General features: G+C 51.4%; 9 protein-coding genes. 4 read left to right on the top strand and 5 right to left on the bottom strand.

The window, feature by feature from the left end; all coding sequences use genetic code 11:
• Window positions 1-18: 18 nt before the first annotated feature.
• Both FT643_RS16400 and FT643_RS16395 read right to left on the bottom strand, forming a co-directional pair.
• Window positions 19-1,401, bottom strand: coding sequence for a DUF1329 domain-containing protein (locus FT643_RS16400; protein ID WP_411267815.1), 1,383 nt, complete (start codon window positions 1,399-1,401; stop codon window positions 19-21).
• 22 nt (window positions 1,402-1,423) lie between these two features.
• Entirely contained in the window at window positions 1,424-3,388 is a 1,965-nt protein-coding gene (locus FT643_RS16395) for a DUF1302 domain-containing protein (protein WP_156872499.1), read from the bottom strand.
• A 339-nt stretch (window positions 3,389-3,727) separates the two neighbouring features.
• Here FT643_RS16395 and uvrD point away from each other — a divergent pair, with 339 nt between their 5' ends.
• Both uvrD and FT643_RS16385 read left to right on the top strand, forming a co-directional pair.
• Window positions 3,728-5,887 (top strand): DNA helicase II, encoded by a 2,160-nt coding sequence (gene uvrD / locus FT643_RS16390; RefSeq protein WP_156872498.1) that lies wholly within the window; start codon window positions 3,728-3,730, stop codon window positions 5,885-5,887.
• Between the two features lie 102 nt (window positions 5,888-5,989).
• Window positions 5,990-7,102 carry a TRAP transporter substrate-binding protein gene (locus FT643_RS16385; protein ID WP_156872497.1) on the top strand — a complete coding sequence of 371 codons (1,113 nt, stop codon included), beginning with the start codon at window positions 5,990-5,992 and terminating at the stop codon, window positions 7,100-7,102.
• 76 nt (window positions 7,103-7,178) lie between these two features.
• On the opposite strand, the gene FT643_RS16380 is transcribed toward FT643_RS16385, so the two are convergent.
• The 3 genes from FT643_RS16380 to FT643_RS16370 form a co-directional block, all read right to left on the bottom strand.
• Window positions 7,179-7,586, bottom strand: coding sequence for an acyl-CoA thioesterase (locus FT643_RS16380; protein ID WP_156872496.1), 408 nt, complete (start codon window positions 7,584-7,586; stop codon window positions 7,179-7,181).
• A 63-nt stretch (window positions 7,587-7,649) separates the two neighbouring features.
• Window positions 7,650-9,017, bottom strand: a complete 1,368-nt coding sequence (locus FT643_RS16375) for a TRAP transporter large permease (protein ID WP_156872495.1) — start codon at window positions 9,015-9,017, stop codon at window positions 7,650-7,652.
• On the bottom strand, window positions 9,014-9,571 hold the full coding sequence (locus tag FT643_RS16370) for a TRAP transporter small permease subunit (protein WP_156872494.1): 558 nt from the start codon (window positions 9,569-9,571) through the stop codon (window positions 9,014-9,016). The genes FT643_RS16375 and FT643_RS16370 overlap by 4 nt, the downstream gene beginning before the upstream one ends.
• A 238-nt stretch (window positions 9,572-9,809) precedes the next feature.
• Between FT643_RS16370 and FT643_RS16365 the strand changes: the two genes are divergently transcribed.
• Window positions 9,810-10,808: a PstS family phosphate ABC transporter substrate-binding protein gene (locus FT643_RS16365; RefSeq protein WP_156872493.1), complete on the top strand. Its 999-nt coding sequence runs from the start codon at window positions 9,810-9,812 to the stop codon at window positions 10,806-10,808.
• Window positions 10,809-10,893: 85 nt separating this feature from the next.
• Complete coding sequence (locus FT643_RS16360) at window positions 10,894-13,155, top strand: ABC transporter permease subunit (protein WP_156872492.1); 2,262 nt, start codon at window positions 10,894-10,896, stop codon at window positions 13,153-13,155.
• Window positions 13,156-13,164: the final 9 nt, after the last annotated feature.

Genomic DNA, 13,164 nt, shown 5'->3' with positions numbered 1-13,164 from the left:
TTGGTAAATTCACCCGCGTTAACGAACACCCGCCCGGCGCAATGCTGCCGGCTGGAATTCCGTTTTCGAGAAGCGAACATCGTAGTTGGAGCCTTTGGATTCGTTGTTTTCGAAGCCCAGAGCCAAATAACGACCGGCGTTCAAGTCATACAACACTTCCAGCGCATAGGCTTGCACACCCGCATTATATGAAAAGAGCTGATGCGATTCCGCGATACGCCAAAGGTTGCCGCGACCATCGTAATGATCGATTACCGATGCCAGCCAGCTGTCTTCATCCAGGAACATGGTGCGTTTGGCGTAAATATGGCGAGTGCCTTTACGCAGATTGCCTTCCACTTCCCAAACCCGGTGCAATTCGTAACGGGCAAGATCCTGGTTGATGTGGCCGGGCTTGATCATCTCGTCGTAAGGCAGGCCTTTTTCATCCAACTTGTAAGAGTTATAGGGGATATAGATCTCTTTCTTGCCTTTCAGAGTCCACTCGTAACGATCCGGTGCACCGTTGAACATATCGAAGTTATCGGATGTACGCAGGCCGTCCGCAGCGGTACCCGGTCCGTCATAAGACACCTGGGGAGCGCGACGTACACGACGTTGGCCGGCATTGTAAATCCAGGCGCGACGGGGTTCGTTAACCTGATCGATTGTTTCGTGAACCAGCAGAACGTTACCGGCCAGCCGAGATGGCGCGGTTACCTGTTGTTTGAAGTAAAACATGACGTTGTCGTCTTCGCCGGGCTTATAGTCTTTCAACTGAGTCAGGACACCGAGCTGGTCGTTGAACATAACCATACTGTAGTTGCCGTTAACCTGGGGTGTCACCTGGCCGATGGTTCGCTCCAGCGAGTCACCGCGATAGCGCCCGATGTGGTTCCAGACTACTTCCAGGCCATTCTGTGGTATGGGGAACGGATAGCCTTGGAGTTCCAGGTTTTTCATTCCGGTGTTGCCAACAGTTTCCGTTTTTAGTGCGTTCGCTTTAGTCAGCTTGGCAATGCGCTCTGGCGCATTATATGGACGGCGAGACTGGTATACCGGCATGCGATAGGTATCAGGATATTTTTTGAACATGGCAGCTTGGCCAGGGGTCAATTTATCCTTGTATTTATCTACGTTCTGGGCAGTGATCGTGAACAGCGGCTTGTCATCGGCGTAAGGGTTGCATAAAAAATCACCGCCTTTGTAGCAAGCGGGTTTGCTTTTCATGCCACCATCCCAAGCCGGGATGGTGCCGTCTGCATTGCCTGCTACTTCTGCGCCGCTGATGGTTAACTCGCTACCGCCGAGCTTGTCTGCCTGGGCTTGGTCTACTTTTGCAAAGGCCGGAGCCGCCGCGATAGAAGAGGCCAACAGAGTACTGGCCAAGACTTTCAATTTAAATGAAGGTTTCATATTCATATCCTTATTATTTCCCCACAACTTAGAACGAGGCTGATGCGCTGATGGAATAGTAATCCCGGTCAGCTAATTGGTTGTATGGTTCTGCGCCATAGAAATCGGTATAGGAGACTTCCACAGTGTAAGTGTTTTGATAAACACCTTCTAATGAGAGGCCCAGCGCTTTTCTGTTTTCGAGGAAGTTGGTGACCGGGCCAGGGGTTGTACCGTACACATCGTGAGAAAAGCTGATGGTCGGTCTCAGGTTGATACCCGCAAAGACATTGTTGTAATCACCGGTGAACCGCATTTTGTATCCCCAGGCACCGCTGGTTGGATAATACTGGTCTTCAAATTCGGTTGACAGGGAGTCACTTCCGTTCAGGAATAGTGGGTAAGGCACACCTGTCGAAGTGCTTACAGTGGGTACGTATGGATGATTCAGGGTCGCGTTGTAGCTGCTGCTCAGGAGCGCTTCGTCTTGGTTCGGCATGTCAGTATAGGAGCCGGCTATGTCCAAAATAGCTGTCCAGCGTGCTGCACCGAGAATGCGGTCGAAAAAGTGGATGAAAGCCACTTCAGCCTGGTAGTAATCCAGGGCTACAAGCGAAGGAGCAAACTCGCCCGGCTCGTATTTGGCATAGCAATCGTAAGGAACGGGTGACTCCTTACAGCTCAATGAAGGCAAGCCCAGCAAGCCGCCGAGCGTATCGCCATCTTCAAGCTGGAAGGGTTGATCCTTCCGCATGCTGATTTCACCGGAAAATGCGGTGGCACCACCAGGTAAACCGAAATCGACACTGGTGTTAAAACTGACGCCGAAGAGCTGGATGTCTTCAGGATAATATATGGCCATATCCGCAGTCGGGAACAACGCCGCTGTATTGGTTTGGGTGGCAGGAGAACCGCCAGTCAAAATCCCGCGCACGGTGGACAAATCCAGACCGGCAAAACCAGGGTTGAATAGCTCAGGTCTGGGCAGATGGCCGGCCACGATAGGCAGACGAGAGTGATAGTTCATGTAATAGGCGGCGAACTCGGTTTCGATTGAATCCACGAAATAGCGGGCCGCCAAGCCGAATTGGCCTTGGTCGTCAGGTTCCATATCCTGGCTGCGGGGCAGAGTGGTAGCGGCTGCACCGGGCGCTCCGAATTCGTTACCGCTGGGCATGAATCCACCGTAGCAGTTTCCGCCTGCCAGATCCGTCGTAGAGAAATAGGTGCCGCAAGGCGGTAATTTGGTTTCTCTCCACTCAAGCAAATAAAAGGCTTCCACGGTCAGGTTTTCGGTGACACCGAGGGAGGCGTACAGCGCATTCAGTGGAATCAGTGCATCTTTTACTTCTGAGCCGGGTGCCAACAAGGCTTGTACGTCGACCGGGTTAACGGAGTTAATACCGTTAGGGAAAAATAAACCTTCGCCCCAGCTGATGACCTGTTTACCCACACGAACGTTTAAAGGGTGGTCTCCTAACCACCAGTCACCCCAGATGAAGGCATCCAGAATGTCTGCGCTGCGGCCGTCGCTTTGGTTGGGATCAAGATTTTGACCGTTGGCATTCTGACGGTAGTACACCGGTAAGTCCGTTACGCCATCGCCATTCACAATGCGATTGTCATAGAACGCTTTACCGCGAACAAAAGCACCGTAGTTTTTGTAGTTCAGCTCCACATCCATAACAATTTTGGCGAGTTCGGAAAAAGTAGAGCCTTTTTTCCAGAGCAGGTTGCTGTTGTCCTGCGAGCTGGTGCCGTGCAGGTGAACCATGCCCATGTCCAGTAACTGCTGCGGGGTGAAGCCCGGAGAGTTCGCCAATGCATTGACCTGTCCGACACCACGATAATCCCTGTCATCTGCTCGCCACGAAGCCCCAACAGATACCGTAGTATCCACCTGCATCGAAAAATCGCCGCTTTCGTAATTGAATGCTTGGGCGGGTACCACTGCACCGGCGGCAGCGATTGCCCCCGCTAATGCAGTGAGCTTAAAATAATTTTGATTTGCCATCAGAGTCGAACTCCATTCATCAATAATTGTTATTTGTATGGAAGACCAAACTGTGCGGAAGTCGAATAGGGAGGGATAACAAAACGAAGAAGACAGCTATTGGGATGTTTTTTTTGTTATCGTTAATCCGGTTCGAAAGGCGCACCTTCTCACTTTGGTTAGCAAAAATATATACGTAAAATTACAGAACGTGAAACTTTCTAGCGACATTTTTCACATATTGGCCGTATTTTGGCTGATTTTTGCCAGTCTTTCGGTCTTTTATAAAAAAACGGTCTAGATGCGGCAGTCTTTTGATTTGCTTTGGTACTTGTCCCTTGAAATCGGTAAAATGCGCCGATGAAAAATACTTCACTGATCCAATCTTTAAACCCTGCCCAAGCACAGGCGGTGCAATCCAGCGCAGATCGCTTGCTGGTGTTGGCCGGCGCCGGTAGCGGCAAAACCCGTGTACTCGTTCATCGTATTGCCTGGTTGATCCAGGAGCAGAATGTATCTCCCCACGGCATTTTATCTGTTACCTTTACAAATAAAGCGGCTGTGGAAATGCGACACCGTATTGAGGCGCTGTTGTTGTCGCCAACGTCTTCCATGTGGGTGGGGACGTTTCACGGTATTGCCCATCGTTTGTTGCGCATGCATTACCAGGACGCCAGGTTGCCACAGAATTTCCAGATTCTGGATGCGGATGACCAGCTCAGGTTGGTCAAGCGAATAATGCGTCAAATGGAGCTGGACGAGTCGCGCTGGCCTCCCAAGCAGGCGCAGGCGTTCATTAACAGCAATAAAGATGAAGGCTTGCGCGCAGCGCATATTGATGTTCACGGCGATGCTTTTCAGCAAACACTTGTTAATATTTATCAGCAGTATCAGGATGCCTGTGATCGAGGCGGCATGGTGGATTTTGCGGAACTGATCTTACGCAGTCATGAATTATGGCTAAACAATCCGGCCATTCTCGCCCATTACCAGCAGCGTTTCCGCCATTTACTCGTTGATGAGTTTCAGGATACCAATCGCATCCAATATGCCTGGCTGCGGGTGCTGGCGGGCAACCAGGTGCCGATTACCATCGTCGGCGATGACGATCAGTCAATCTATGGTTGGCGGGGGGCTCGCATAGAAAATATCCGTTCATTTGGTGATGATTTCGGGCGTACGGAAGTGGTCAGGCTGGAACAGAATTATCGTTCCACGGCCACCATTCTGAATGCCGCGAACGGAGTGATCGCCAATAACCGGGACCGTTTGGGTAAGCAGTTGTGGACTTCGGGTGACGAAGGCGAACCAATTTCCCTGTACGCCGGTTTTAATGAAGTGGACGAAGCCCGCTTTGTATCCGATCGTATTCAGCAAACGTTGCAGCAAGGTTTACGGCGCAGTGACATTGCCATTCTTTATCGCTCCAATGCCCAGTCCAGGGTGTTAGAAGAAGCATTGTTGCGCGCTGCAATCCCCTATCGCATTTATGGCGGTCATCGTTTTTTTGAGCGGGCGGAAATAAAAAACGCGTTAGCGTATTTGCGCTTGATGTCGCACCGGGATGACGATGCTGCATTTGAACGAGTAGTGAATACGCCAACACGGGGGCTGGGTGACAAATCCCTGCAAAAGATTCGCAACGCCGCGCGGGAATTGAAGATACCGTTGTGGCAGGCCAGCTTGAGTGTGTTGCAGCACAAGGCTTTGGCAACAAAGGCCGGTAACGCCTTGCACGGCTTTATGGGTCTGATCGAAATGCTGGACCAGGAAACCCGCGGTTTAGGGTTGTCGGAGCAAGTGGAGCGCATGATTGATGCGTCCGGGCTAATCGTCTATCACCAGAATGAGAAAGGCGAAAAAGGTGAAGCACGGGTAGAAAACCTGAAAGAATTAATCAGTGCCAGTCGCGAATACGAAACCAATGGCGACGAAGAATCCGCTACCCTGGCGGCGTTTCTGGATCACGCTGCGTTGGAGTCGGGTGAAACACAAGCTCGCGAAGACGAAGATTATGTGCAAATGATGACACTGCATTCCGCTAAGGGTTTGGAATTCCCGGTGGTCTTTATCACGGGGGTGGAAGAAGGATTGTTTCCCTCCATGCGGTCAGTAGAAGATTTACAGCGCATGGAAGAAGAACGGCGTCTGGCCTATGTCGGAATTACCCGGGCAATGAAGACGTTGTATCTGAGTTATGCAGAAAGCAGGCGCATTTACGGCAGCGAAAATATTCATACGCCGTCGCGTTTTCTGCGCGAGATTCCAGCCCATTGCCTGCAGGAAATTCGTGCCAGTGCCAATATCACCCGTCCGGTTACGGCGATCCGTGGGCGTGCACCTGCAGACAGCAGTTCGCCTTATCAATTAGGCCGTTCCGTCAGCCACCCCAAGTTTGGAGAAGGTGTCATAATTGGCTGCGAAGGGCAGGGTCCTAACGCTCGGGTTCATATTAATTTTACCGCGCCTACGGGGGAAAAATGGTTGGTGGCGCAGTACGCGCGGCTGGAGCTGCGCTGAAACCGGGCGCGTGTGAGGCGGATGCCGTGGCAACCGGCTGTCCGGCAAACCGCTGGGTGGAATAGGCTAGACAACAAAAACAACATAATCGGGAGTTTTCAGATGAAGTGGACGCATAGGGTTCTGCTGCTTGTATTCATGCCATTCGTTATGCTATCAGGCTGCGGTGAAGACACGCCTGCAACGCAAGCGGTAAGCGGTGAACCGCAAAAAACCTTTACCTGGAAAATGGTCACCACCTGGCCACGAAATTATCCCGGTTTGGGTATGGCGCCGGAAAATTTTGCCAAGGCGGTTGGTGAAATGAGTAATGGTCGACTGCAGGTTAAAGTGCATGGTGCGGGTGAGTTGGTACCTGCGCTGGGCGTGTTCGATTCGGTTGCTCGTGGCGCCGTGGAAATGGGGCACGGCGCGGCTTATTACTGGAAAGGGAAAACCCCATCCGCTCAATTTTTTACTGCAGTACCTTTCGGATTGAATGCCCAGGAAATGAATGGCTGGCTGCATTACGGCGGCGGTATGGAATTGTGGCGCGAAGTATACGAGCCGTTTAATCTGGTGCCGTTTGCCGGTGGCAGTACCGGAGTACAGATGGCTGGTTGGTTCAAGAAAGAAATTAACAGTGTGGATGACCTGGAAGGCTTGAAAATGCGGATTCCCGGCTTAGCGGGCGAAGTGTTTCAACGGCTGGGTGGGGTGCCGGTGACGTTGCCTGGTGGCGAGCTGTTTACTGCGTTGCAGACCGGTTCTATTGATGCGACCGAATGGGTCGGGCCCTATAACGATCTGACTTTTGGTCTATACAAAGTAGCGAAATACTATTACTACCCGGGTTGGCATGAGCCGGGAGCGATGCTCGAATTTATTATCAATAAAGAAGCCTGGGAAAGCTTGCCGCCGGATTTGCAGGCGATAGTGACCTACGCCACCCGCGCTATCAACCAGGACATGCTGGACGAATACACCGCACGGAATAACGCAGCACTCGAGGAACTGGTCAATAAACACGGGGTGCAATTGCGTAAACTGCCGGATGATGTGCTGAACGCCTTACGGGTAGCCTCTGAACAGGTGATCGAGGAAACCATTGCCGATGACGAAATGGCGAAGAAAGTATACCAATCATTTAAAGATTTTAAGGAGAGCGTCGTGCCGTACACCCGAATTTCAGAAGAGGCTTTTCTTAAGACCCGGGACCAGGAAGGTCGTGATTAACATTGCGGTATCGCAATAGCGGAAGGGAAAACAGGGTTGCTGTTTGTGTGTCCCTTTCCGCCATTGCTGCATGTATTCAGCTTGTGCGTGGCACTGGCCGGGTACGGCGGTTTTCATCAATAGCGACAAAGGTGAATTGCCCTTCGGTGACTTTACGGCATTCAGCGTCGCTGTAATGCTGTGCCCAAACCTCCACCACAATGGCCATTGAGCTGCGCCCGATGTCTTTCACGGTGGTGTAACAGCTGACGACCGAGCCCACCGCCACCGGGCGCAGAAAAACCATTGAATCAAGGGCTACTGTGGCTACCCGACCGCGGGCCAGTCGATTGGCGGTGACGGCACCGGCCAAATCCATCTGAGACACTAACCAACCGCCAAAAATATCCCCTTCGGCGTTCGCGTCTGAAGGCAGGGCGACGGTTTGCAAGGTGAGTTCACCTTGAGGCGTTGGGAAATTATCGTCTTCGCTTATATCGTTCATGTGCATCCTGTAGGGCTGGAGCAAGTGGTTAACGGTCTCTAGTGTAGCAAATTTTTAGAACTCTTAATTGTTATAGACTATATCCGGCAACCAGGTAGCAAGTGAAGGCCAAATTGCAATCAATGCGAGCGTAATCAACTGAATAATGATAAAAGGCACAACTCCACGATAGATTGTGGTGGTCGAGATGCTATCCGGGGTCACGCCGCGCAAATAAAACAGGGCAAATCCAAAAGGTGGGGTAAGGAACGAGGTTTGAAGATTAACGGCAATCATAACTCCGAACCAAACCGGATCCAGTCCCATGGCCAATAATACCGGACCTACAATCGGCACTACCACAAAGGTAATCTCAATAAAATCCAGAATAAAACCCAGCAGAAAGATTACCACCATCACCAACAGCATGGCACTGAAAGCGCCGCCGGGCATAGAATGGAAGAATTCGTGAACCAGCTCTTCGCCGTTGTAGCCCCAAAACACCAGTGAAAATACGGTAGCCCCGATGAGGATGGCGAAGACCATGCAGGTGACTTTGGTGGTGGAGAGCATGATGTCCTGCAGATTTTTCCGGTTTAATTGTCGTTGCAGGGCCGCCAGTAAGGTTGCCCCGGCAGCACCGACTGCAGCAGCCTCGGTGGGGGTGGCGAGCCCGGTTAAAATTGAACCCAGTACAGCGCCAATCAACAGTAGGGGGGGAGCCAGGCCTTTAATACACTGGATGAGTAGAGGCCCTGATTCTGTTTCAACCGGTGCTGGCGGCGCGTGGTCCGGATTGATCAGAGCCCGGCAAATGATGTAACCCATATATAAGAACACCATCACCAGGCCGGGGATAATTGCTCCGACAAACAAATCACCCACTGAAACGGTGTCGACACTGAAAATACCCTGGCTTAGTTGCGCTTGCTGGTAAGCGTTGGAAAGCACATCACCGAGTAGCACCAAAGCAATCGAGGGCGGAATTATCTGTCCCAGCGTGCCGGTTGCAGCGATGCTGCCGGTGGCCAATGCCGGGTCGTATCCGCGTTTGATCATGGTGGGCAGTGCCAGTAGCCCCATGGTTACCACGGTCGCGCCAACGATGCCGGTGCTGGCTGCCAGCAACATGCCCACCAGGGTTACCGATATACCCAGGCCACCGGGAAAGCGGCCGAACAGTTGGGCCATGGTATCCAACAGGTTCTCGGCAACTTTGGACTTTTCCAGGGTTATGCCCATCAACACGAACAGCGGCACCGCCAGCAGGGTTTCGTTGCTCATGATGCCGAAGATTCGGCCCGGCAAATTACTCAGAATGCTGGGGTCGAACAGGCCAAGCAGTGTTCCGCCACCCGCAAAGGCCAGTGCGACTCCAGCCAGGGTAAAGGCCACCGGATAGCCCATTAACAAGGTGAGGCAGACTGCGGCGAACATCAATAGCGGAATCATATCCGGCTCACCTCCCGGTCATCCGGTGCCACACCTTTCAGGACGATGAGGCTGCGCAGGGCTTCTGCAATGCCTTGCAAGAGTAACAGTACAGCCATAACGGGTATCAGGGTTTTCAGCAGGTAAACGTAAGCAAGTCCTTCGGACTCTCCGGAGCGTTCTTTCATGTTCCAGGCGAAATCCACGAAATCGAGGCTGATATAAAGAATAAAGCCACAAGCCGGAAACAGCAGCAGTAAGGTGCCTGATAAATCTACCAGGGCTTTAGCCCGGGGTGAGAATCGGCGGTAGAAGACGTCGACCCGCACATGGGCATCGTGTTTCAGGGTGTACGCGCTGGCCAGCATAAATAGCATGGCGTGCAGGTACATTACGCTTTCCTGCAGCGCAATGGAGCTGATACGCAGGCCGCCCAAGGTGATATGACCGCTCTGGAATCCATAACGAATTACCACCACCAGGACGGTAATGGCCATGATCCCCAAGGAGGCTTTGGATAGTATGTGACCCGTCCATTCCGACAGTCGGTCGAGTGCTTCAATTATTTTTGTCATCGGTTTCTGCTAGGGTTCCCTGCCTGCACGGGCCGGATTATAGCGGCTGTGACCGCTCGACAGCAAAAATTCTCTGGCCTCGGAGTTGATTGCTCGTTGTGAAGAATGTTTATATCAAGACCAGTTAGCAATGAATCTGTAATATAATTGTCACAAGCGAACCCTATAGTTCCGAGGTCATAGGGGGGCTGGTGACTCACGTTTCCCTGACACACGTCCATACACTCGGAGAGATCCCATGAATTTCAAGAAATTAGTTGCAACTGTAGCAATGACTGCCAGTGCAGCTCTTGTTGCTACGGCTGCTCAAGCGGAAGCCAAAGTTGATCCAAAACTGCCCTCCTACTCGAAAGTGGGCGGTGTATCCGGAAATATTTCAAGCGTTGGTTCAGATACCCTGGCTAACCTGATGACATTCTGGGCAGAAGAGTTTAAAAAACAGTATCCAAACGTAGCAGTACAGATCCAGGCAGCCGGATCTTCCACAGCGCCTCCGGCTCTGACCGAAGGGACTTCCAATCTGGGCCCCATGAGCCGAAAAATGAAGGACAAAGAAATCGAAGCCTTCGAGAAAAAATTCGGCTATAAGCCCACGGCTATTCCGGTTGCGATCGACGCACTGGCTGTGTTCGTAAACAAAGACAATCCGATTAAAGGCATGAGCATCGAGCAGGTAGACGCGGTGTTTTCTTCCACCCGCACCTGCGGCGGAAATAAAGACTTCAAAACCTGGAGTGATCTGGGGCTGACCGGTGATTGGGGTAAGCGCGACATTCAGTTGTACGGACGTAACTCAGTATCCGGCACTTATGGCTACTTCAAAGACGAAGCGCTGTGTAAAGGTGATTTCAAAAGCACTGTTAACGAACAGCCGGGTTCTGCTTCGGTCGTGCAATCCGTTGCTACTTCTTTGAATGGCATCGGTTACTCCGGTATCGGGTACAAAACTTCCAGCGTACGTGCGCTGCCGTTGTCTAAGAAAGGCGACAAGTATGTTGAAGCGACCAACGAAGCCGCGCTCGATGGATCTTATCCTTTATCCCGTGCACTTTATGTTTACGTAAACAAAGCGCCTGGCAAAGAGTTGTCTCCACTTGAACGTGAGTTCATCAAGCTGGTTATGTCCAAGCAAGGTCAACAGATTGTTGTAAAAGACGGATATATCCCGATGCCCGCCAGCTTGGTTGCTAAAACCATGTCTAAGTTGGGTATCAAAATGGAAATTGCTGGCAAATAAGATTCTCCCTGGGGAAAGTCTACGCGGCGGGGCTACATTTCATGTAGCCCCGCTTTGTCTCATTTAGTTATTGGGTTCCGTGTCCATGGCATCAACAAGCGAAGAATTATTTGGGGTTTCTGAGCAGCGTTTAACGCAGCTTCGCAGTCGTCGAAAATTAAAGGATCAGGTCGCCAGAATGGGGATCAGCGTCGGTGGTCTAGGCGTGATTCTGGCTATTTGCCTGATTTTCTTCTATTTGCTGTACGAGGTTATTCCACTCTTTTTGCCTGCGTCACTGGAAGAAAAAAGCACACTTAAGCAGTACAGCGTAGAAAGTACCTACTTTGTCGTTCTGGAAGAGCAAGGTCAGGTTGGTCTTTCCATCGACAAGAAAAAGGGGCCGGTTTTTTTCGATGCGCACACGGGAGAATCGTTGGCCACAGCGGATTTGCCGACGGACAGTAACATTACCGCATTTTCTAAGGATGCACCGGGTAAACGGGCTTATGCACTGGGTTTTGAGGACGGTACGGTATTGGTTCAGAAACCGGTATACGATATTGAATATGGAGAAAACAGCAAAACCGTCAACCCGCGGATGGATTACCCGCTCGGCGAAGAGCCGCTCCAAGTTTTGGACGGTTCACCCATAACCCACTTGGCGTATCGTGAATCAGATTCGTCACTGCGTATTATTGCGGCTGATAATGCCGGCCGTTTATTCTTAAAGGATTTTGAAAAAACAGAAAGTTTTTTGTCTGATGATGTGACATTGGAAGAGGTCGATACCATACAGTTGCCTTCACCCTCCAGTGCTGTGAGTAAAATGCTATTAAGCCTGGACCAACGTTGGCTGTTCCTGGTGGAAAAGGCCGGCAAAGTGGAAGTGCTGGATTTGCGCAAGGACGTGGCCGAGATGCGCGTCGATATTACCAGTGTCGGTTCCGAAGGCAGCAAGGTGACCGTAGCGGAATTTCTGCTGGGCGGTTGGTCTTTATTGTTGGGTGATGATCAGGGCAATATTTCGCAATGGTTTGTGACTTATAATGATCACCAAAAACCGTATTTGGCGAAAGTCCGTACCCTGACCCTGAATGAAGGGGTGGCAATTACTGCGATCCAAACCGAACACCGCCGCAAAGGCTTCATCGCTGGTGATGCGGAAGGCCATATCGGTCTATTCAATACCACGGCCGCTCGTGAAGTGGCCGACGTTAAAGTGGCGGATAAACCGATCGAGTGGATTGCTATGTCGCCGCGTGGCAATGGCGCGGTGTTCAACGTAAGCGGTGATGCTCCTTACAACTACGAAATTGACAACGAACACCCGGAAGTATCGTTTCAATCCCTGTGGCAGAAGGTGTGGTACGAACGATACGACGAGCCCACATATACTTGGCAGAGTTCTTCAGCAAGTAACGATTTTGAACCCAAATTCAGCTTGATGCCATTGACCTTCGGTACCATCAAAGCGGCGTTCTATGCCATGTTGATTGCAATGCCGCTGGCCATTTGCGGCGCCATTTACACAGCCTATTTTATGGCCCCGGCGTTGCGCACTAAGGTCAAACCTACCATCGAATTAATGGAAGCGCTGCCGACGGTTATTCTCGGCTTTCTGGCCGGGCTTTGGCTGGCGCCGTTGGTGGAGGCGAATCTGGCCGGGATCACCAGTATCCTGGTTTTAACACCCTTATTTATTATTTTGGCAGCGGTGATCTGGTCGCGCTTACCGGCTGATTGGCGCACCCGGGTACCGGATGGTTATGTGCCGGTCATATTGATACCCGTGGTGGTATTTGCCGGATGGTTATCAATGACTTTAAGTGCCCCCATCGAATTGGCATTTTTTGACGGCAGCATGCGGGTTTGGCTTTCCCACGATATGGGGATCGATTTTGATCAGCGAAATTCAATGGTGGTGGGAATGGCGATGGGTTTTGCGGTTATTCCTACCATTTTTTCGATAACCGAAGACGCTATTTTTGCTGTGCCGAAAGGCCTGACGCAGGGCTCTTTGGCGTTGGGTGCAACGCCCTGGCAAACCATGGTTCGGGTGGTGATGCCCACCGCCAGCCCCGGAATTTTCTCAGCATTAATGATCGGCTTGGGGCGGGCTGTGGGTGAAACCATGATCGTATTAATGGCGACGGGTAATACGCCGATTATGGATATGAATATATTTGAAGGACTGCGCACCCTGTCTGCCAATATCGCGGTGGAGATGCCTGAGGCGGAAGTGGCCAGCACGCACTTCCGCATTTTATTTTTATCTGCTTTGGTGCTGTTTGTGTTTACGTTCCTAGTTAATACCACCGCTGAGATTGTGCGTCAGCGACTTCGTGAAAAATACGGCTCGCTGTAAGGGGGAGGC

Source organism: Ketobacter sp. MCCC 1A13808 (assembly GCF_009746715.1).
In the GTDB taxonomy this organism is placed as follows: Bacteria; Pseudomonadota; Gammaproteobacteria; order Pseudomonadales; family Ketobacteraceae; genus Ketobacter.
The sequence above is the reverse complement of the archived record's forward strand: the minus strand, read 5'-3'. Positions and strand labels throughout refer to the sequence as shown.